At 69.3% G+C, this 20,729-nt stretch carries 20 protein-coding genes, 1 rRNA gene, 1 pseudogene and 1 riboswitch; of the genes and pseudogenes, 5 read left to right on the top strand and 17 right to left on the bottom strand.

The genetic code is table 11. From position 1 onward, the window contains the following. The first annotated feature begins 112 nt into the window (after positions 1-112). The 3 genes and pseudogenes from ACWEKS_RS23565 (at position 113) to ACWEKS_RS23575 (ending at position 4,061) form a co-directional block, all read left to right on the top strand. A complete protein-coding gene (locus ACWEKS_RS23565) occupies positions 113-2,161 on the top strand; it encodes a prolyl oligopeptidase family serine peptidase (protein ID WP_452342053.1) in 2,049 nt (682 codons plus the stop codon). Positions 2,162-2,177: 16 nt separating this feature from the next. Beyond that, positions 2,178-2,513: pseudogene (locus ACWEKS_RS23570) on the top strand (cyclic nucleotide-binding domain-containing protein); the annotation flags it as partial. A gap of 72 nt (positions 2,514-2,585) precedes the next feature. After that, on the top strand, positions 2,586-4,061 hold the full coding sequence (locus ACWEKS_RS23575) for an aspartate ammonia-lyase (protein ID WP_452342080.1): 1,476 nt from the start codon (positions 2,586-2,588) through the stop codon (positions 4,059-4,061). Between the two features lie 13 nt (positions 4,062-4,074). On the opposite strand, the gene ACWEKS_RS23580 is transcribed toward ACWEKS_RS23575, so the two are convergent. The 9 genes from ACWEKS_RS23580 to ACWEKS_RS23620 all read right to left on the bottom strand — a co-directional run bounded on the left by ACWEKS_RS23580 (position 4,075) and on the right by ACWEKS_RS23620 (position 13,144). Continuing rightward, on the bottom strand, positions 4,075-4,941 hold the full coding sequence (locus ACWEKS_RS23580; RefSeq protein WP_452342054.1) for an alpha/beta fold hydrolase: 867 nt from the start codon (positions 4,939-4,941) through the stop codon (positions 4,075-4,077). An 89-nt stretch (positions 4,942-5,030) separates the two neighbouring features. Further along, positions 5,031-5,663 (bottom strand): TetR/AcrR family transcriptional regulator, encoded by a 633-nt coding sequence (locus tag ACWEKS_RS23585; protein ID WP_245550798.1) that lies wholly within the window; start codon positions 5,661-5,663, stop codon positions 5,031-5,033. 712 nt (positions 5,664-6,375) lie between these two features. Then, positions 6,376-6,981 carry a peroxidase-related enzyme gene (locus ACWEKS_RS23590; RefSeq protein ID WP_452342055.1) on the bottom strand — a complete coding sequence of 202 codons (606 nt, stop codon included), beginning with the start codon at positions 6,979-6,981 and terminating at the stop codon, positions 6,376-6,378. Then, complete coding sequence (locus ACWEKS_RS23595) at positions 6,974-7,546, bottom strand: hypothetical protein (protein WP_452342056.1); 573 nt, start codon at positions 7,544-7,546, stop codon at positions 6,974-6,976. Before ACWEKS_RS23595 ends, ACWEKS_RS23590 begins: the two co-directional genes overlap by 8 nt. After that, on the bottom strand, positions 7,543-8,559 hold the full coding sequence (locus ACWEKS_RS23600) for a putative FMN-dependent luciferase-like monooxygenase (RefSeq protein ID WP_452342057.1): 1,017 nt from the start codon (positions 8,557-8,559) through the stop codon (positions 7,543-7,545). Before ACWEKS_RS23600 ends, ACWEKS_RS23595 begins: the two co-directional genes overlap by 4 nt. Further along, positions 8,556-9,305, bottom strand: coding sequence for an ABC transporter ATP-binding protein (locus ACWEKS_RS23605; protein WP_452342058.1), 750 nt, complete (start codon positions 9,303-9,305; stop codon positions 8,556-8,558). The genes ACWEKS_RS23600 and ACWEKS_RS23605 overlap by 4 nt, the downstream gene beginning before the upstream one ends. Next, complete coding sequence (locus ACWEKS_RS23610; RefSeq protein WP_452342059.1) at positions 9,298-10,167, bottom strand: ABC transporter ATP-binding protein; 870 nt, start codon at positions 10,165-10,167, stop codon at positions 9,298-9,300. Before ACWEKS_RS23610 ends, ACWEKS_RS23605 begins: the two co-directional genes overlap by 8 nt. After that, entirely contained in the window at positions 10,148-11,983 is a 1,836-nt protein-coding gene (locus ACWEKS_RS23615; RefSeq protein ID WP_452342060.1) for an ABC transporter permease, read from the bottom strand. Before ACWEKS_RS23615 ends, ACWEKS_RS23610 begins: the two co-directional genes overlap by 20 nt. Beyond that, complete coding sequence (locus ACWEKS_RS23620; RefSeq protein ID WP_452342061.1) at positions 11,984-13,144, bottom strand: ABC transporter substrate-binding protein; 1,161 nt, start codon at positions 13,142-13,144, stop codon at positions 11,984-11,986. A gap of 163 nt (positions 13,145-13,307) precedes the next feature. Next, positions 13,308-13,424: riboswitch (SAM riboswitch) on the bottom strand. A 93-nt stretch (positions 13,425-13,517) separates the two neighbouring features. Here ACWEKS_RS23620 and ACWEKS_RS23625 point away from each other — a divergent pair. Beyond that, positions 13,518-14,000: an SLOG cluster 4 domain-containing protein gene (locus ACWEKS_RS23625; RefSeq protein ID WP_452342062.1), complete on the top strand. Its 483-nt coding sequence runs from the start codon at positions 13,518-13,520 to the stop codon at positions 13,998-14,000. A 52-nt stretch (positions 14,001-14,052) separates the two neighbouring features. Here ACWEKS_RS23625 and ACWEKS_RS23630 read toward each other — a convergent pair whose 3' ends face one another. Further along, the gene (locus ACWEKS_RS23630) at positions 14,053-14,691 is read right to left on the bottom strand and encodes an HAD family hydrolase (protein ID WP_452342063.1); all 639 of its coding nucleotides are present in this window, start codon (positions 14,689-14,691) and stop codon (positions 14,053-14,055) included. Positions 14,692-14,960: 269 nt separating this feature from the next. On the opposite strand from ACWEKS_RS23630, the gene ACWEKS_RS23635 reads away from it, so the two are divergent. After that, positions 14,961-15,809: a GNAT family N-acetyltransferase gene (locus ACWEKS_RS23635; RefSeq protein WP_452342064.1), complete on the top strand. Its 849-nt coding sequence runs from the start codon at positions 14,961-14,963 to the stop codon at positions 15,807-15,809. Positions 15,810-15,849: 40 nt separating this feature from the next. Here ACWEKS_RS23635 and ACWEKS_RS23640 read toward each other — a convergent pair whose 3' ends face one another. The 7 genes from ACWEKS_RS23640 to rrf form a co-directional block, all read right to left on the bottom strand. Next, positions 15,850-16,332, bottom strand: coding sequence for a MarR family winged helix-turn-helix transcriptional regulator (locus ACWEKS_RS23640; protein ID WP_452342065.1), 483 nt, complete (start codon positions 16,330-16,332; stop codon positions 15,850-15,852). Continuing rightward, positions 16,325-16,759 carry an SRPBCC family protein gene (locus tag ACWEKS_RS23645; protein WP_452342066.1) on the bottom strand — a complete coding sequence of 145 codons (435 nt, stop codon included), beginning with the start codon at positions 16,757-16,759 and terminating at the stop codon, positions 16,325-16,327. Before ACWEKS_RS23645 ends, ACWEKS_RS23640 begins: the two co-directional genes overlap by 8 nt. 149 nt (positions 16,760-16,908) lie before the next feature. Further along, a complete protein-coding gene (gene fusA, locus ACWEKS_RS23650; RefSeq protein ID WP_452342067.1) occupies positions 16,909-18,942 on the bottom strand; it encodes an elongation factor G in 2,034 nt (677 codons plus the stop codon). A gap of 285 nt (positions 18,943-19,227) precedes the next feature. Continuing rightward, a complete protein-coding gene (locus ACWEKS_RS23655) occupies positions 19,228-19,575 on the bottom strand; it encodes a YrdB family protein (protein ID WP_452342068.1) in 348 nt (115 codons plus the stop codon). A 226-nt stretch (positions 19,576-19,801) separates the two neighbouring features. Continuing rightward, entirely contained in the window at positions 19,802-20,077 is a 276-nt protein-coding gene (locus ACWEKS_RS23660) for a hypothetical protein (RefSeq protein ID WP_452342069.1), read from the bottom strand. Positions 20,078-20,133: 56 nt separating this feature from the next. Next, positions 20,134-20,532, bottom strand: coding sequence for a hypothetical protein (locus tag ACWEKS_RS23665; RefSeq protein ID WP_452342070.1), 399 nt, complete (start codon positions 20,530-20,532; stop codon positions 20,134-20,136). 115 nt (positions 20,533-20,647) lie between these two features. Continuing rightward, positions 20,648-20,729: ribosomal RNA gene (rrf, locus tag ACWEKS_RS23670) — 5S ribosomal RNA — on the bottom strand; the annotation flags it as partial.

Genomic DNA, 20,729 nt, shown 5'->3' on the forward strand with positions numbered 1-20,729 from the left:
GAGGCCTCCTGGATCCGATCGGTAGCGAAACAGCAATCCTACTGACCGTGCGGCGGAGTGCCCGGCAATACGTTCGCGACCGGCGAACGCGCGCCTCGGCAACAATGTGGGCATGACCGGTGTTGGACAGGGAGTGACGGATCCCTACCTGTGGCTCGAAGAGGTCGAGAGCGAACGCGCCCTGACCTGGGCGGAAGAACGTAATGCGGTGTCCAGGGAGCGGTTCGCGTCCTCGGAGCGCTTCACCGACCTCGAGGCGCGCGTGCTGGCCATGCTCGACACCGACACCCGCATCGCCTATCCGGGCCGGCGCGGCCCGTGGCTCTACAACTACTGGCGCGACCGCGAGCACCCGAAGGGCCTGTGGCGGCGCACCACCTTCGCCGAGTACGCGAAGGACGAGCCGGACTGGGAGATCCTCATCGACCTGGACGCGCTGTCGGCCGCCGAGGGCGAGAACTGGGTCTGGGGTGGCGCGGCGGTGAAGCGGCCGGAGCAGCGGCGCGTGCTCATCAGCCTCTCGCGCGGCGGCGCGGACGCCAAGGTGGTCCGCGAATTCGATATCGAGGCAAAGACTTTCATCGCACCCGAGGACGGCGGCTTCCACCTACCAGAGGCCAAGTCGGACTTCGCCTGGATCGATCACGACACCCTGTACGTGGGCACCGATTTCGGTCCCGGCTCGCTGACCGACTCCGGCTATCCGCGGGTGGTGAAGCGCTGGCGGCGCGGAACCCCGCTGGAGGCGGCGGAATTCGTGTACGAGGGCGAGGTCACCGATGTGGCCGTCTCCGCGGGCTACGACCGCACCCCCGGCTACGAGCGGCACTTCCTGAGCCGCGCCACCGACTTCTTCAACGAAGAGGTCTACCTGCTGGAGTCCGACGGCACGCTGCGCTTCATCGACGTGCCCACCGACGCCACCGAGACCTGGTACAAGCGGTGGCTGCTGGTGCGGCTGAAGTCGCCGTGGGAGGTGAACGGCGCCACCTATCCGGCCGGTGCGCTGCTGGCCACCGACTTCGAGGAATTCCTTTCCGGCGCACGCGATTTCGAGGTCCTGTTCACCCCCGACGCGCACACCGCGCTGCACGGCTACGGCTGGACCGAGAACCACCTGCTGCTGGTCACGCTGGAGGATGTGCAGACCAGGCTGTACGTGCTCACCCCCGGCTCCGACGGCTGGACCCGCGAGCCCCTGGCCGACACCCCGGCCATGGCCAGCACCAGCATCATGAATCTGGACCGCCTCGACGGCGGCGACGAATTCATGCTCTCCACCAGCGGTTTCACCCGCCCCGCCACGCTGATGTCGGGGTCGGTGGGCGGCAGCGTGGAGGTGCTCAAGCAGGAGCCGGGCTTCTTCGACGCCGACGGCATCGTGACCGAGCAGTTCTTCGCGCAGTCCGACGACGGCACCCAGATCCCGTATTTCGTGATCCGCCACCGCGATCGGCAGGGTTCCCCAGGCCCGACCGTAATGTCCGGTTATGGCGGGTTCGAGGTCTCCCGCACCCCCAGCTACAGCGGCATGGTGGGGATGGGCTGGCTGGAGCGCGGCGGCACCTACGTCATGACCAATATCCGCGGTGGCGGCGAATACGGCCCGGAATGGCACACCTCGGTGCTGAAGGCCAACCGGCACAAGGCCTTCGAGGATTTCGCGGCCGTGGCGCGGGATCTGGTAACGCGCGGCATCACCACGCCCGGGCAGTTGGGCGCGGTGGGCGGCAGCAATGGCGGCCTGCTCATGGGCGTCATGCTGACCCGATACCCGGAGCTGTTCGGGGCCATCGTGTGCCAGGTGCCGCTGCTGGACATGCAGCGCTACCACCTGCTGCTGGCGGGCGCGTCCTGGATCGCCGAGTACGGCGATCCGGACAAGCCGGAGGAGTGGGAGTACCTCGCGAAGTACTCGCCGTACCAGAACACCAGCCCGGACCGGCAGTATCCGCCGATCCTGCTCACCACCTCCACCCGCGACGACCGCGTGCACCCCGGACATGCGCGAAAGATGGCCGCGCGCTTGGCATCCGAGGGCCACGACGTCTGGTACTACGAGAACATCGAGGGCGGCCACGGCGGCGCGGCGGACAACAAGCAGTCCGCCTTCCAGGCGGCGATAATCTACGAGTTCTTCACCCAGCAGCTGATGGACTGACGCCCCGGGAGCCGATGTGGACCAACTGGACGAGCTGATCGAGACCACCGCCGCCGCCACCGGGCTCGATCCGGACGACGTCCGGTCCTTCACCGCCACCGCCGAGCGGCGCGAATATCCGGCCGGCTCAACCCTGTTCCACGAGGCCACGCCGCGGGAGTGGGCGGGGATCGTGGTCGAGGGCGAGGTCCAGATCATCTCCGGCCTCACCGGCCACGAGATCGAACTCGCGCGCCTGGGCCCCGGCAGCCTGGTCTCCGAGGTCGCGCTGGTGGACGACTCCCCGCACACCGCCACCGGCCGCACCCGCGACGGTGCGGTGGTGCTCGCGGTCCCGGACGCCACCCTGCGGGAGCTGGCCGAGCTGCACCCGGATCGCTACTACCGCATCGTCGCCCGCGTCGCCCAGCTCATCGCGCACCGCATGCGCGGCGTCTCCGAACGGCTGGCGGCGGCGATCGCGGCCAAGCAGCCGCTGGGCGGCATTCGCACCGAACACGATTCGCTCGGCACCCGGGAACTGCCCGCCGAGGCGTACTACGGCGTGCAGACCCTGCGCGCGATGGAGAACTTCCCGATCTCGGGCGTGAAGCTGCGCCGGTTCGGGCACCTGGTGTCCGCACTGGCCTATGTGAAAAAGGCCGCGGCACTCGCGAACGCTGAGCTCGGCTCGATCACGCAGGAGAAGGCGACGGCCATCATCGGAGCCTGCGACGAGCTGCTGGAGTCCGGTGGCGCCGCCGCTCAGCGCCTGTGCGAGGACTTCATGGTCGACATGGTGCAGGGCGGTGCGGGCACCTCGACCAATATGAACGCCAACGAGGTCATCGCCAACCGCGGCCTGGAGCTGATGGGGCATCGCAAGGGCGAGTACCGCTACCTGCACCCCAACGACGACGTGAACTGCTCGCAGTCCACCAATGACGTCTACCCCACCGCGGTGAAGCTCGGCGTGTACCTGTCGCTGCAGGACGCCGCCGCGGCATTGACGGAACTGCGGAATGCCCTGCGGGCCAAGGCGGTCGAATTCGGCGACGTCATCAAGATGGGCCGCACCCAGCTGCAGGACGCCGTCCCCATGACGCTGGGCCAGGAGTTCGGTGCGTACGCGGTGATGATCGGCGAGGCCATCAGCCATCTGCAGCGCATCGGGCAGGACCTGCTCGCGGTGAACATGGGCGGCACCGCCATCGGCACCGGCATCACCAGCCCGCCCGGCTACGCGGACCTGGTGACCCGGAATCTCGCCGAGATCACCGGGCTGCCCATCCGCCAGGCCGAGAACCTGGTCGAAGCCACCCAGGACTCGGGCGATTTCGTGGCGGTGTCGGGCACCCTCAAGCGCGCGGCGGTCCAGCTGTCCAAGATCTGCAACGATCTGCGGCTGCTCTCCAGCGGCCCGCGCGCCGGCCTGGGCGAGATCAATCTGCCCGCGGTCCAACCGGGTTCGTCGATCATGCCGGGCAAGGTCAACCCGGTCATCCCGGAGGTGGTGAACCAGGTCTGCTTCCAGCTCATCGGCTACGACATGACCGTCACCATGGCCGCCGAGGCGAGCCAGCTGGAATTGAACATGGCCGAACCGATCATGGCCTACGACCTGCTGATGGGCCTGATGATGCTGCGCAATGCGGCCATCACCTTGACCAGCCGCTGCATCACCGGCATCACCGCCAACCGGGAACACTGCCGGGATCTGGTGGCGCACAGCATCGGCCTGGTGACCGCGCTGGTGCCCAAGCTCGGCTACGAGCAGTCGGCGGCGATCGCCAAGGAGGCGTTGCGGACCGGCGGCAGCGTCTACGACCTGGTGCTGGAGCGCAGCGCCCTGAGCAAGGACGAACTCGACGAGCTGCTGAGCCCGGAGAAGATGACCGCGCCGCGGTCGCGCACCCTCTGAATCGGCCCGCGAATCAGTGATCCCGGAGCCACTTTTCGACATGGTCGAGGGTGGACTCGGGATCGCTGATCCAGCCGTTGTGCCCGAGCGGGTCCGGATTGTGCCAGGTGGTGATGTCGGCCTCGGACAGCTTGGCGAGCAGCTGCCGCGCCGACCCGCGCGGGGTCAGCTCGTCGCCGGTCATGGTGATCGACAGGACCGGCAGTTTCAGCCGCCCGATGCGCTCCTCGTAGTCGATATCGGCTCCGGCGGGCTGGAATCGGCCGGTGCGGGCCAGCCGCGCCCAGTCGGCGATCAGCGCCTTCGACTGCCGTCCGAAGCCGCCCGCGGCGATGGTGTCGCCGGGCCAGAACCCGGCCAGATTGGCGGTCAGCGACAGCGCCGCGCTGCCCACCGCGGCCAGGCCCGTGTAGCCGCGGAAATGCGGCGTGCCCGAGGCGATGAGGATCAATCCGCCCAGCCGCCCGCGGATCCGGGAGGCGTACATGACGCCGAGCTGGCCGCCCATGCTGTGCCCCAGCAGGTACGGCGTGCTCTCGGGGAACCGCTCGCGCACCACCTCGAACATGGCGGGGAAGTCCATGGCCACCAGTTCCTGATAGCCGTGGGTGCTCGGGACGCCGGGTTTCGGCTTACCAGCGCGGGGAGGCGGAGCGGCTCCGTTTCCGCGGATCTCCAGCAGCGCCACATCGAAACCCCGGTCCGCCAATGGCTTCCCGAACAGCGAATAGTACTCCCCCGGGACGCCCAGGCCGGGCGCGATCACCACCACCGGCCGGGGGCGGTCGGCCGTAATCGGATGCCGGTGCGGGCCTTTCGCCGGTATCAAGCGCACCGGCACCGTGGTCCCGTCGGGCATCTGGATGGGCACGGTCTCCATGATCGGCACGCTACCCGTAAAGGTCGCGCCCGTCCGCGAGGCAGCGGACGGGCGCGAAAACGGGTCGGTGGTCGGGGGTTCGGACCGGGTCAGGCGCTGACGGCGCCCATGATGATGCGGCGCAGCACCCGGATCACGTCGTCGAGCGGCTGGCGCGGTTCCGAACCGCTCCAGGCGTCCACCACGTAGTTCACGGCGCCGATGATGGCGAGCACGCGCATTTCGTAGTCACCGGGCGGGATTTCACCGTGCAGGGCGGCATCCTCGGCGGCGCTGGCCAGCAGCGCGCCCCAGGCGCGCCGCAGTTCCAGGCGGAACTTCTCCACCTTGGGTCCCGCCCCGACGACTTCGACGAGCGCGACTCTGGCCTTGCGCGGATCTCGCCCGATGGACTCGATATAGGCGCGTACGGCGGCGTCGATGATGTCGATGGCGCTGGCGTCGGAGTGCTCGGCGATGGTGGCCGCCACGGCTTCCCGGGATTCGCGATCGATCTGCTCGTAGAGCTCGAGCAAGAGCGATTCGCGTCCGGTGAACTCCTCGTAGAACTGCCTCGAGGAGAGACCGGCGTCCTTGCAGATGGCTCCGACAGAACTATTGGCGTATCCATCGCGCGCGAACACCGTGAGCCCGGACTCCAGAAAACGCGCACGACGCTGCCGCTGCCGGTCTTCTACGGGCTGCCCGGCGTACATTCTTCCCGCGTTCGTTTCCTGTGACATTGCGCCAGACAATACCGAAGGGCCCGATCCCCTCGTCATGGATCGGGCCCTTCGTTTGAACCTTCGACTTACCGCGCGATAGCCGAAAGATGGCTCAGTGACTTCGGGCCGGGCGGCGCACCCGGAACGGTGGGTATAGGCAGGGGAACCGTCCCAGGTTCGGGACGCGGGTCCGGGGGGAGAGACTCGCGGCCCGATGTCGCATTGACCCGAAAGTCACTGATCGTTTGCCGTTCAACACGATACAGAGCAGCCGTACTGGACGGAATACTTTTCTAGGATCTTTTTAGTATTAATTTGTCGGACCCTCGCGATGCCCGGCCGGACCAGGGCGGGAGCACTCGATGCGAGCGGAGTACCCAGCGCCTTACCCACTGACACCAGGCGCGAAACCCGTCGACACGGACATAAAAAAGGACCCGATCCCCCCGTCGGAGATCGGGTCCTTCCACATCACCCCGGCTTCCGCGCAGTAGCCGAAAGATGGCGCTCGCGTGGCTACTTGGCGGAAACGCTCGAGGAGCCGGTTGCCAGCAACTTGAGAATGGTCTGAACGAGAACATCCGAAAGGAAGTTCGCCATGGTGGTGCTCCGATCCGCCGGGGTGCCAGTGCTTTCACTGACCGTTTGCCCTCGGCACGATACCGATCCGGTACCCACGCAGGGAAGATTTCCGATGAACTTTCTAGAACTTTTTTGAGAGAGCCCTAGATTAGGCCGGGACCTCCGGCTCGCCCAGGGTGAGCATGAGCCGGTTGGCCCAGGAGAACGAGGCGGCGGACAGCACCAGATCGTGCAGCTCGGCGGCGTCGAAACCCAGCTCTCGCAGCCGCTTCAGATGATCGGCGGACGCGCGCGGCGGATTGGCGGCCAGCGCGTCCACGAAATCGATGACGGCGTCCCACCTTTCGTCGATCCGCACTTCGTTGCCCTCGTCCAGCAACCGCTGCACATCCGCGACACGCTCGGACAGCGCAGAAGTGAAACGTGAATGAACGGATGCGCAGTACTCACACCCGTTGTGCCGGGAGGTAACGGTCGCCGCGAGTTCGCGCTCGGCCCGGGTCAATCCCCCTCGACCGTAGAAGATCGCTCGATCATTCGCGCTGCGGTGCGCCAGCACCTCGGCATTGCGCGCGAGTAGCCGGAAATAGGGGCCGACACCGCGATCGCCCTCGAGCAGGGGACGCTGCAACTCATCGGCATCGGCCAGCACGATGGGTTCCACCCACGGCACCCAGTCCAGCTGCTCCTGGGTGAATCCACTTGGCCGCCGGGACGTTTCGACACTGCGCACCTCGCGCCCGGGCTCACTCATCATCCGCTCCGATCAGTCGCAGCCCGGCCAGCAGCCGGACCTGGAAGTGCACGAACCCGATGAGCTGCGCCACCGTCACGATGTCGCGCTCGGACAGGCCGGCCGCGGCCAGCGCGTCGATGTCCGCGCGGGCGAGGGACGCCGGCGCGGAGGTCACCCGCGCGGCGTGCCGCAGCACGGCCGCCAGCACCGGATCGCCCTCCGCCGGAGTGGTTCCCAGCGCCGCGTAGTACGCCGCCAGCTCCGGCGCGCCGGCCAGCTCGGCGACGGCGACCGCCGCCGCGATCAGCCGCTCCCGTCCGACGCTCGCGGTGGCCGGGCCGTCGAGCAGCGCCTCGAATACACCCTGCGAATGTTCGATAACCTCCGGGCGTGTCGCGCGCACCGCGCGCACCGATTCGGCGCGCGCACCCAGCACGGCATCGATGACATCGGCGCGGCGGCCCCCTGCGCCGCCGTGCGCGCCGGCCGGGTCGGCGGTGTCGCCGGTGTCGGAAGCAGATTTACCGGCCACTTCCGTTGCTGCAGGTGGCGTGTCGTCGTAGGCGGTGAATGCCTCGGTCACCGGTTGGTCCTTTCGTCGGGTCGCCAACCCAGATGCGGCGCGACCTTGGTGGCGATGAGTTCGATGGAGCGCAGGGTGGCGGCGTGGCCCGGGTCGACCGGGTGCGCCTGCACGATGAAGTCGGTGGCGTGCCGCAGCGCCGCGTCCTCCGACAGCCGCGCCACCACCTCGTCCGGGGTGCCGATGTAGATGTCGCGCAAGACCTCGTCGACGGCTTCCGCCACTTCGGGTCCGCCGTTGCGGCCGAGCTGATCCAGGAACCGGGCCGCCCCGCGCTCGGCGAGGGCCACCGCTTCGTCGTGGTCGTCGGCCACGAAAACGCCCCGGGACGCGCCGATTCGCGGTTCGGCGCCCGCGGGCAGCGCGTCGAGGTAGGCGTCGACCAGCGGCTGCTGGATCTCCCAGAGCGTGGCGTCCGGCGCGGCCGGATCACGCGGCTGGGCCTTCGACAGCAGCAGTCCGTCACCGGCCCGCCCGGCCCGGCCCGCGCCCCCGGCCGAGAAGGTGGCCTGCCACAGGCGGTCACGCAGCCCGGCGGCCGGCGGGTTCAGCCCGCGGTCGCCGACCAGCGGCGTACCGTCCAGGGCCGCGGTCACCCGCGCGAGCTTGTCCGCGTACACCGACTGCCGATCCGCGCCGGCGAGGTCGAACAGTTCGAAGGCGTGCCGCGACCCGCCCGCGCCGAACCCGAGCTCGAGCCGCCTGCCCGACAGCTGGTCCAGCACCGCCGCGTCCTCGGCGACCCGGATCGGATCCTCCAGGGCCAGCGTCACGATCGCGGTCCCGAAGCGGATGCGCGGGAAGCGGGCGGCCGCGTGGGCGAGGAACACGAACGGGGACGGCAGCCCGCCCTCGGCCGGATCCAGGTGATGCTGCGCCACCCAGGCGGTGTCGTAGCCGAGTCGTTCGGCCAGCCCGATCTGCTCGAGCGCCTGCCGGTACACCGTGCTCGCGTCCTCCGCCGGATCGGTGCGGACCAGGCGGGTGAAGAAGCCGAGCCGTTGCGGGGTCATGTGGTCACCTTTCCGAGGTAGGCGTCGCGCACCGCCGGATCGCCGACGAGTTCCGCGGCCGGGCCGTGCAGCACGATCCGCCCGCTGCGCAGCACATTGGCGGTGTGCGCGATACTCAGGGCCAGCTCCGCCTGCTGCTCGACGATCAGGATGGCCAGGCCCAGCTCCCGATTGAGCCGGGCGATCTCCTCCAGCACCCGATCGACGAACAGTGGCGACAATCCCATGGTGGGCTCATCCATGCAGATGAGACGCGGTTTGCTCATGAGCGCGCGGGCGAAGGCCAGCATCTGCTGCTCGCCGCCGGAGAGCGTGCCCGCCCGCTGGGCGCGCCGCTCGGCCAGGCGCGGGAAGTGGTCGAACAGCTCGGCGGCGCGCGCGGCCAGCACCGCGCGGCGCTCCTTGCGGATGTAGCCGCCGACGAAGAGATTCTCCTCGACGGTCATGGCCGGGAAGACGCGCCGGGCCTCCGGGACCGAGGCCAGCCCGGCCCGGATCCGCGCCGACGGGGGCGTCGCGCTCACGTCCGTGCCGTCGATGCGCACCCCGCCCGAGGACGGTTTCAGCAGGCCGAGCGCGGTTTTCATGGTGGTCGACTTGCCCGAGGCATTGCCGCCCAGCAGCGAGACGATCTCGCCGGGCCGCACCCGCAGGGAGACCTCGTCGAGCGCCCGGGAGGGGCCGTAGTGCACCACCACCCGGTCGAATTCGAGGATCGGCGTGGCGTTCTCGTCGAATTCAGACATCCGCGCCGACCTTCCCGCCGGCCCGGCTGCGCCCGAGGTAGGCCTCGATGACGCGCGGATCCGCCAGCACCTCGGCGGGCGTGCCCTGGGCGATGATGCGCCCCTCGTCGAGCACGAGCACCCGGTCGGACAGGTCGTGGACCAGGTCCATCTTGTGCTCGACCAGCAGCACCGTCTGGCCCTGGGCCTTCAATGCGGCCAGCTGCCCGCCGATTTCGGCGGTCTCGGACTGGTTCATGCCCGCGGCGGGCTCGTCGAGGAGCAGCAGGACGGGTTCCGCGGCGAGTGCCCGCGCGATCTCGGTGCGGCGGCGATTGGCGTAGGACAGCGTGTAGGTCGGATGGTCGGCGCGCGGCGCCAGGCGTTCCTCGAACCGTGCGAGTTGCGCGTCGATCCGAGCGGCCGACGCCCGCCGCTCGGCGCGCGCCGCGGGTGTCGGCGCCAGCGCCACCCCCAGCTCGGCGAGCAGTGAAATCCATTTCAGCACCGGCACATTCGCCAGCGCACGCAGTGGCCGCGCGGCGCGCAGCGTGGGCTGCAGGCCGACATCGACGTTCTCGCGGACGGTCATGTTGCCGAACACGCGGCCGTTCTGGAAGGTCCGGGCGATGCCCGCCGCGGCGGCCGCCTCCGGGCGACCCGGGCGAATCCTGGTGCCGTGCACCAGGACTGCCCCGGCATCCGGCTTCAGCACGCCGGAGATCAGATTGACCGTCGTCGACTTCCCGGACCCGTTGGGCCCGATGATCGAGACGAATTCACCCGGCGCGATGGAGAATTCGACCCCGTCCACGGCTCGCACACCGCCGAAGGAGCGTCGCAGACCGGTGACCGTGAGCACGTCAGGCGTTGACCGGGACACGATTCCTCCTCACCAGAATTCCCTGCGGCCGGAACCGCACCACCAGCAGCAGGACCAAGCCGTACAACACGATTCGCCACGACGGCGCCAGCCGCAGCAGCTCCGGCACCCCGATCAGCACGACCGCGCCCAGCACCGCACCGTAGGGCGAGGCGGTGCCGCCCAGCACCAGGATGGTCACCACCAGCAGCGACATCGGCAGGTTGAAGACCGTCGGGTCGATGTAGGAGTACTGATGGGCCAGCAGCGCGCCGCCGATGCCGGAGAAGAACGCCGCCACCGCGAAGGCCAGCGCCTTGTAGTCGCGCACCGGCACTCCCGCCGAGCGGGCGGCCACCTCGTCGGCCCCGATGGCCCGGATGGCGATCCCCAGCCGGGACCGCTGCACGCCGACGATGACCGCCAGCACGATCGCCAGCACCACCAGCTCCAGCCGGAAAATCTGGGTGTGCGTGGCGAATTCGTACCCGAACAGACTGGGCGCGGGAATCCCGAAGATGCCGTAGCTGCCGCGCGTCACCGGCTCCCAGTTGCGGATGATCGCCACCGTCACGATGCCGATGCCCAGCGTCGCGATGGCCACATAGTGCCCGCCCAGCCGCCACAGCGGCGCGGCCAGCACCGAGGAGGCCACGGCCGCGACGAGGCCCGCGGCCACGATGGCGGACAGGAAGGCCCAGCCGTGCGACACCGTCAGCACCGCCGAGGTGTACGCGCCGATGGCGATGGGACCCGCCTGCCCGATGGCCAGCTGTCCCGCCGACCCGGCCACCAGCGTCATGGAGACCGCGATGATGGCGTAGGCCAGGATCTGGGTGCCCACCGAGATGCCGTAGTCGTCCGCGATCAGCGGAATCGCCACGCCCGCAACGGCGAACGCGATCAGAGCATGCCACCAGCGGACCCGCAATTCCCGTCCCGACCCGAGGAAGGTGCCGGTCATGGGCTCGGATTCGATGGCGGGCGGCCGGGCGAGCAGGCCGCCGGGCCGCAGCACCAGGAAGATCACCAGCAGGCCGAAGGTGATCAGATCCCGGTAGCCGTCACCGAACCAGTAGATGCCGAAAGCCTCCACCAGCCCGAGCACGAAGCCGCCGATGACCGCGCCCGGAATCGACCCCAGCCCGCCGATGGTCGCGGCCACGAAGCCGGTCATGCCGACGATGCCACCGCTGGTCGGCGAGATGTTCGAGTTGTAGAGGCCGACGAAGATGCCCGCCAGCCCGCCCAGTCCGGAGGCGATGGCGAAGGCCAGCGCCTGCACCCGGCCCACACCGATGCCCATCTGCGCGGCGGCGTCCGGGTCCTGCGCGGTAGCGCGAATGGCCAGGCCGTGGCGGCTGTAGCGCAGGAACGCCCACAGTCCCGCCATCACCGTGAGGGTGAGGGCGAACATGACCACATCGGAGGTGCCGAACCGCACGCCGCCGGCCCGGAAGTTGTTGGTGGGCAAAACCTCTGGGAAGGGCCGGGTGTCGGGTCCGAATACCAGGGCGACCACGTTCTCGATGATCAGCCCGACCGCCACCGTCGCCAGCAGGGCGGCAATGGCCGGGGCCCGCCGCAGCGGCCGCACCGCCAGGATGTCGATGGCGACGCCGACCAGCGCCGTCGCCGCCACCACCACGATCAGCGCGGCCCACCAGGGCACGCCGTGCTGGGCGATCAGCCACCAGCCCAGCACCGAACCGAACGCGAAGATCGAGCCGTGCGCGAAGTTGATGACATTGCTGACCCCGAAGATGAGGGTGATGCCCACGGCGATGAGCGCGTACGCATTGCCGTGCACCAGACCCGCGATGAGCGTGTCGAACATCTATTTGGCGCTTCCGACCGGCACGAATTTGCCGCTGCGCAGTTCCAGCTCGATCGGCTTCACGCCGGTGGGCCGTCGCGTCTGCTGATCGAAGGCGAAGGTGCCCAGCCCGATTCCGTCGAAGTCCTTGATCTCGCGCAGGCCCTTCAGCACGCCCTCGCGAGTGGCGCCGCCGGTCTTGGCGGCCTTCACCAGCACGTTCAGCGCGTCGTAGGCGTAGACGTTGAAATCGCCGGGGTCCGTGTTGAACTTGGCCCGGAACTTGGTGACGAAGCTCTGGATCTTGGGGCTCGGATCCGACGGCGTGAAGACGCCGTTCACGATGTCGCCCTCGGCCGCCGCACCCGCCAGATCGATGAACTGCGGGGTGTTCTGGCCGGCGAAGAGCTGCCCGGTGAACCCGACATCACGCAGCTGCTTGACCACCAGCGCGCCGTCCGGGCCGTAGCCGAGGTGCACGAAGGCGTCCGGGTTGGCGTCGCGGCCCTTGATCAGCACCGGCCGGAAGTCCTGCGAATCCGGCAGGATGGCCGAGGAGTAGGCGATCTCGATGCCCTTCTCCTTGGCGAACTGCTCGAAGAATTTGAAAGCCTGCTTGCCCCAGTCGGTTTCGAGGTAGACGACGGAGACCTTCTTCGCCTTGGATCGCACCCACTCGGCATTGCGCTCCATGTACACGTCCAGCGTGATGGAGGGGCTCCAGGAGTAGTCGCCGCCCTTGGTGAAATCCACCGAGGAGTTGGTGAACCCGTACTGCACCAGCTTGCCGCGGTTGTACACCGGCGAGGCCGCGATGGAGGCGGGCGAGGAGAAGTCGCCGAGCTCGGCGATGATGGACTTGTCGCCCACGAACTTGGTGGCGATCGGCACCGTCTGCTTCGGATCCGACTGCGAATCCTCCCATTTCAGCGCGACCTTCTTGCCGTCGATCCCGCCCGCCGCATTGATCTCGTCCAGGGCCAGGTCGAAGCCCTGCTGCCAGAGCCGCCCGTACTCGGCCGACCCGCCCGTCTTCGGGCCCGACACCCCGAAGTACACGGTGTCCGCCTTGCTGTCCGACGACTCGTTCCCGCACGCCGACAGCAGCCCCGCCGCCGCGGTCGCCGCCGCCACACCCACCAACACCCGGAATCCACGCGACCCGGACCAGTTCCTGCTCATTGCTACCTCTGCACTCGTGCACCGACACCGCGCCGGGGCATGGGGACTCGACCGCGACCGCCGAAGGCGTACGGTGCGGGAAAGAGAATCGCCCGCATGGAATTCGGGCGCCGGGCCTCAGCCGTTGGCCGGGCGGCATCCAGACATGGACCTGTGCTCCTTCGACTAGCGCTTGCGGGGTCCGCGTGGACGCCGCCTGGTCGTCACCCGGGGCACCCCACCGCCGCGCGAGGGTTGCCGATCAGCGAGCCGGGGCTCGAACATGCTGATACTCGTGACCGTGGGCAGAACGGTAGCCGCGGCCACCCCGCGCCGACACCATTCGAATCACCCTGATGCCAACGACCCGTCCGCACCGACGAGAGGAAAGCCCTTGCCACCCCTGCAAATTGCCGTCTGCGGCCCCAGCACCTGCACCGACTCCGAGTCCACGGCCGCCCGCGAGGTGGGCCGGCTGCTCGCCGCGGCGGGTGCGACCGTGCTGTGCGGTGGCGGTTCGGGCGTGATGGCCGCGGTCACCGAGGGCGCTTCCGGCGCAGGCGGACTCGTCCTCGGCATCCGTCCCGACACGGATCGTGACGCGGTCTGCCCGGGCCTGTCCGCGGCGATCTATACGAATATGGGTGAGGCCCGCAATACGATCCTGGTGGCCTCGGCCGACGCGGTCATCGTCATCGGCGGCTCGTGGGGCACCCTGTCCGAGCTGGCATTGGCGAACCACCGCGGTATCCCGGTCGTATCACTGCGCGGCTGGCAGGTACGCGATGCCGACGGCCACGCGGTCGACGCCTCGATCCCCGCCCTCGACCCCTCGCACGCCGTGGCCCTCGCGCTCGCCCCGCCGATCTATCCGTGAGCACCCGCACCGCGCGCGGCCGGTGCGCCGAGAGCGGTTGCGAGTCGGCCGGTTACGCGGCGAGGTGGGCGGTCAGCCAGCGCGGGAACTCGGTCAGATCGCCGAGCACCACATCCGCGCCCGCGGCCGACAGCTCCTCGGCCGCATAGGGCCCGGTGGTCACCGCCACCGACACCGCGTCGGCCACCTTGGCCGCCCGCACATCGCCGAGATGATCCCCCACATAGATCGAGGCCCCGCGCTCCCGCAGCACCTCGCCCTTCTCCTCCGCCCAGGCCCCGCCGACCAATTCGTCGACCGCCAGCCCGAGATGATCGAGATGCAACTGCGCGTGCGGCCCGTTCTTCGCCGTGATCACCAGCACCCGCCCACCGGCCCGATGCACCGCCGCCAGCGCGTCGACCACCCCCGGCAGATGCTCCGCCGCGTGCACCGCCAGATCCGGATACAACTCCCGGTACATCGCGACGATCCCCGGCACCTCGTGCTCCGGGAACCACTGCGCCGCCTCGTGCGCCAGCGGCGGCCCGAGCCGCGACACCACCAGCTCCGAATCGATCGCCACCCCGGTCCTGGCGGCCACCGCATCCCACACCGCCGCAATCCCCGGCCGCGAATCGATCAGCGTCATATCCAGGTCGAACCCGACCACCAGCCCACCGGCGACTGCACCCGAACGATCAACACTCACCCCCAGACCCTACGACCCACGTCCACCCACCCGACCACGGCCACAGCCGACCACCGTCGCACCCACTCGGGACCGTGCATGACACCCACCGGCCGCGCCGACCCGATCGGTACAGCCCGGGCGCTGAGTAGACCGGCACCACCCGCGCTCGCCCGGGCTACGGCATTCATGGAATCCGGCAGGCCGTTCCGTGACGACCTGGGCAGCGGGCTCTCCCGGGACGGAAAATCGCGGGCATGTCCGTTGCGACCCGAATTAGTCTCGGGCGCATGCCAAGTGATCAGGGAACGCTTTTCTGTGGGACGGAGCTGGCGGCGCGGATCGAGCGGGTCGAAGCGGAGCTCATTGCGAAGGGCAGTGCGGCGGCCGCGGACCGGGTGGGAGTCGATGCGGGGTTCGTACTGCCGGTGGCGGGCGGGGTGGCGTCGTTTGCCGAGGACGGGTCACCGCTGAACAAGGTCGCCGGGCTCGGATTCGCGGGGATACCCGAGCCGTCGGAACTCGACGAGATCGAGCGGTTGTTCGCGGCACGGAAGACGCCGGTACAGGCCGAGGTCTCGCAGCTCGGCGATCCGGGTGTCGGCGAACTCCTCACCGCGCGCGGTTATCTGCTGGTGTCGTTCGAGAACGTGCTCGGGCTGGAGCTCGGCGGCGCGCGTGCCGCGGTGATCGCCGACGGTGTCGACGTGAAACCCAGCGGCGAGGACGAGTTCGACAGCTGGCTCGAAGTGGTCGCGGAGGGGTTCGCGCATCCCGATACCCAGGGTGTGGCGTCGCACGAGGAATTTCCGGCCGATGTCATCGCCCGGGCCATGCGGGATCTCACCGGTGCGGCGGGGGTACGGCGATATCTGGCCCGGCGTGACGGGCGGGTGGCCGGCGGGGCGAGCATGCGCATGTCCCAGGGCGTCGCCCAGCTGACCGGCGCGGCAACCGATCCCGCGCATCGGCGGCACGGGGTGCAGTCGTCGCTGCTGTCGGTGCGCCTCGCCGAGGCGACGGCAGCGGGCTGCGATATCGCGGTGGTGACCACCCAGCCCGGCTCGAAGTCCCAGCAGAATGTGCAACGGCTGGGCTTCGGGCTGCTCTACACGCGGGCGATCCTGGTCAAGCCCTGATCGGCCCGGTCGTGCCCTGATCAGCCGGGTCGTGCCGTGATCAGCCCGGCAGCCGGTGCGCGGCAATCGGTTTCAGGTGTTCGCGCAGCAGGTCGCCGTCGTCGCCGAAGAGCTGGGCGTCGGTGTCGACGGCGGTCTGCACGCCCTGGCTCGCCAGTTCCCGTCCGGCGGAGGTCAGTTCGATGCGCAGGACCCGGGCGTCGGCCGGATCGGCGTGACGGAGGAGCAGGCCCCGCTCCTCCAGCCCCCGAATCACCTTGGACGCCATCATCCGATCCGAACCGGACATGTCGGCCACCTGCTGCTGGGTCGGCAGCTCGCCCTCCCGGCTCAGCCAGCCCGCCGAGGCCAGCAGGTTGAACTGGGTGGGGGTGAGGCCGAGCGGGCGCAGATTGCGTTCCAGCGTCGCCCGCCACTCCAGCGCGGCGTGGTGCAACCAGAAGCCCGGGCTCATGAGCGGTCCCCGCGGCACGCCACGCGCCTGCCGCGAAGTTCCCGGCGCCCGCCCCGATGATTCAGCCACGCCGTAGCGCCTCCTGCTCCAGTGCCGCGAAGGTCAGCGGCATATCCGCGCGCATGGCCTTCTCCCAGACGAGTTTGAACAAGGGCCCGAACAGCCCGTGCACCTCGACATTCTCGGCCACCCGCACGGTGCCGTCGCCGAGGGCCTGGTAGGTGCGGTGGCCGCGCAGCTTCCCGAACGGAATACCCGCCTCACTGGTCCACGACTGTCCCGGCTCCACGGCGACGATGGTGAACGGCCCCGCCGGCGCCCCCTTCGGCTTGACCCACCCGGTGGTCCCGGCCGCGAACTCGCCGTCGATGCGGGACTTCTCCTCGTGCGGGTCCCATTCCGACCAGCGGGCCACATCGGTGGCGACCGCCCAGATCTTGTCGATGTCGCCGGTGATCACGGCCTCTTCGGTGAACGAGTACATCATGACTGCCATCTCCCCTCGGGAAATTCTGTTGTTGCGACAACAGTAACCGTAGTCGCGACAACAATCAACCCTTCCGGGGATTCGATGGCCGCACACGACAACGGGGCTCGGTGACGGACGGCCTCGATATCCCGCCGCCACCGGGCCCCGGTCACCCCCTACGGGGCGAGGGCGTAACCCAGCGGGCGTGTGGTGAACGTGCCCCGGCCCTGTGTGCGACTGCGCAAACGGGTTGCGTAGCCGAACAATTCGGCCAGCGGTACGGTGGCCGTCACCACCACGACGCCGGGCCGGGTGACCGAGCCGGTCACCCGGCCGCGCCGGGCGGCGAGGTCACCGAGCACCGCGCCGACATGGTCCTCCGGCACGGTCACGGTCAGCTCCACCAGCGGCTCCAGCACCGCCATGGCGCTGGCGCGCAAGGCTTCCCGCAGCCCCAGGCGGCCCGCGGTGCGGAACGCCAGCTCCGACGAATCCTTCGAATGCGTCGCGCCATCGGTGAGCGTGACCCGGACCCCGGTGACCGGGTGACCTGCGAGCGGACCCTCCGAAAGGGCGTCCCGGCAGCCGGCCGCCACCGCGCGGACGAACTCCGCCGGCACCCGGCCACCGACCACCGTCGAGTCGAACTCGAATCCCGTTGCCCCGGGCTCGGATTCACGCAGCGGCTGCACATCGAGCACGATGTGCGCCCACTGCCCGGCCCCGCCGTCCTGCTTGGCATGCCGGTAGGTCAGGCCCCGGATGCCGCGCACCACGGTCTCCCGGTACGCCACCTGCGGCCTGCCCACGGTCACGCTCAGCCCGCGGTCGCGGCGCAGCTTCTCCACCACGACCTCGAGGTGCAGTTCGCCCAGTCCGGCCAGCAGGGTCTGCCCGGTCTCCGGGTCGGTCCGCACCGCCAGGGAGGGGTCCTCCTCGGCCAGCCGGGCCAGGGCCACCGCCAGCTTCTCGGTGTCCGCGCCGGTCCGCGCCTCGACCGCGACCGACACCACCGGCTCGGTGGGAGCCGGCGGTTCCAGCAGCACCGGGGCGTCCGGCGCGCACAGGGTCGCGCCGACCCGCACGGCCTTCGGCCCGACCAGCGCGACGATGTCGCCCGCCACCGCGGCCTCGACCTCCGCGTGCCGGTCCGCCTGCACCCGCAGGATGCGCGCGACCCGCTCGCGACGACCACCGCCCACGTCCAGCACGGTGTCGCCCTTCCGCAGGACGCCCGAGTAGACGCGCACGAAGGTGAGCCGCCCGGTCGGCGTGGCATGCACCTTGAAGGCCAGTGCCGCACACGGTTCCGCCGGATCCGCGGCGCGGACGTCGTCACCGGCCCCGACCGCGGGCCGGTCCAGCGGTGACGGCAGGTACGCGACCACGGCGTCGAGCAGCGGCTCGATGCCGATATCGCGGTAGGCCGCGCCGCACAGCACCGGCACCACCTCGCCGGAGAGGGTGAGCTCCCGCAGCGCGGCGGTCAGGGTCTCGGCGGACAGGCCGGAGCGTTCGACGAATTCCTCCAGCGCCGCCGAATTCCGCTCCGCCACCGCCTCTTCCAGTTCACGTCGGCATCGCGCCACCTCGTCCGCGAGGTGATCCGGAACCGGGCCCGCCACGAGGCCGTTCGCCCACGTGAGGGCACGCAGGCGAACCAGATCCACCACGCCCGCGAAGGCGTCGCCGGCGTACACCGGCAGCTGGACGAGCACCGGAACCGGATGCAGCCGTTCGCGAATCGAGGCGACCGCGGCCGTCAGGTCGGCCCCGGCGCGATCCATCTTGTTGACGAAGGCGATCCGGGGCACGCCGTAGCGGTCGGCGCGTCGCCACACCGATTCGCTCTGCGGCTCCACCCCCGCCACGGCGTCGAAAACCGCCACCGCGCCGTCCAATACCCGCAGGGACCGCTCGACCTCATCGGAGAAGTCGACGTGCCCCGGGGTGTCGATGACGGTGAGCCGGTGCCCGGCCCACTCGCAGCTCACGGCCGCCGCGAAAATGGTGATGCCCCGATCCCGTTCCTGCGGATCGAAATCGGTGACGGTGGTGCCGTCGTGCACCTCGCCGCGCTTGTGGGTGATCCCGGTAAGAAACAGCATCCGCTCGGTCACCGTGGTCTTCCCGGCATCCACATGCGCGAGAATTCCGAGATTGCGAACGACTGCCAAAGATTGTCGAGAAGTGTTGGTACGCACGGTCATACGTCCTTCGTGCTGATCCGGAACAGAACAGCGCGATTCCCCCGGACAGGGCAGACGCCCCGGGGGTACTCAGTACCGGCCGCGCAGCCGGCACCGAGCCGGCGAAGACACCAGGATCACCTCGAAGCGCGGGCGGGCCACGACGACGTCGCGATGAACGCGCATGATCGGCCCCTTCCCGCTCTCGAGTTCGACGGAAGCTCCCGCTCCGCCGTGCGACCGTAACAGTGCAACGTTTTCGGTGTCGCGTGAATTTCCCAGGGGTCCATTCGAGCTCGGCCGGCGCTACATCGCCAGATGCCCGGCATGGATCACGGCCAGATTCGCGACGACCAGGACCGGGAAGGCGACCGCGGCCGTCCGATGTCCCAGCTGCCACAGCCCGGCGGCGGCACCGCCGAACACCACGACCTTGGTGGCCACCGCCGCCGCGGGGATCGAGAAACTCGCCTGCGGTGCGGCGAACATGCCCCACAGCACCATGGCAGCCAGGGCGACGCCGCCACCCAGCACCACCTTGGCGATCCGGCCGCGACCGGTGCGCACGCCCCAGTAGGCCAGCGCGCCGACAGCGACGAGTTCCAGCACGAAGGCGAGGGTCAGGTTGACGGCCGTCCAGGCGGTGGTGATCATGTCTACTCCGAGATCGGTGCTCTCAATTAGGACCAATGATCGCCCACCGCAGGCACCGAGTCAAGAGCAGTGCTCTCGCTTTGCGATCGGAGGCGGAAATGCCAAGGGCCCCCGGCACAGTGCCGGGGGGCCCTTGGACGGCGAGGAGAGCGGAGGCGCTGGATTATCTACCCAAAAGAATTAGAAGGAAGCTCCCCCATGGCCTCGCCACGCACCACGCTAGCAGTCATGCCGGGATCAGATCACCCAGGTTTTCGGGAGTGAACATCCGCGACCCCTCCGGCAGCCCCTCCGGGCGCTCCAGGCCGATGAAGGTGACCGGCCCCTCGAAAGTCTGCCCGTCCCAGCGGATCACGTCGTCCGCCAGCAGGCCCGCCAGGTAACCCACCGTCAGATACCGGCGATCCACCAGCGCCCGCGCCAGCGCGGTCGCCGAGACCTGGTTGTTCTCCACCGCATTGAATTCGGGCTCGCCCGCCAGGTGCAGATGCAGCCACCTCACCTGCCACTCGCCGCCCGGCGCGCGAAAGAACACCAGCGGCAGGGCGACTCGCCCCGCTACCTGGGCAAGGCCAGCAGGTTCAGCACCCCCTGCGCCAATCCCTCGGACACCGCGGCCGCCGCCCGCTCGTCACCGAGCGTATCCAGCAGGCAGTCGGTCCAGAACTCCACCGTGTCGGGCACATTCGCCGGGAAGTCCTTGAAGTACACATTGTGCTCGACATGCGCGCCGGCCATCCGGCGCACGATCGGCAGCACCCGCACCGCGATATCGAGCACCGCCCCCGGCGTCAACCCCGCCAGCCGCGCGATCAGATCCCCGGAAAGCTTGAACCCCACCGACATCATTACGGCATCGAACTGCCGCACGACAACCTCGCCGGACCCCTCCGGCCCTTCGACACCGGGCAGCCGCAACGTACGGCTGATCACCAGCTCGTCCAGATCCCAACTCACCCAGGCATCTTCGCAACCTTCGACGCCCCGGCCCCACCGAATTACGCGCCGGCCGAGAAATACCCAGAAAACGCAGAAGGCCCCCAGCATGAGCTGGGGGCCTTCGCGAAGGATGTTCCGGCGGTGTCCTACTCTCCCACACCCTGTCGAGTGCAGTACCATCGGCGCAGGTGGCCTTAGCTTCCGGGTTCGGAATG

This window comes from Nocardia sp. NPDC004711, assembly GCF_053601595.1.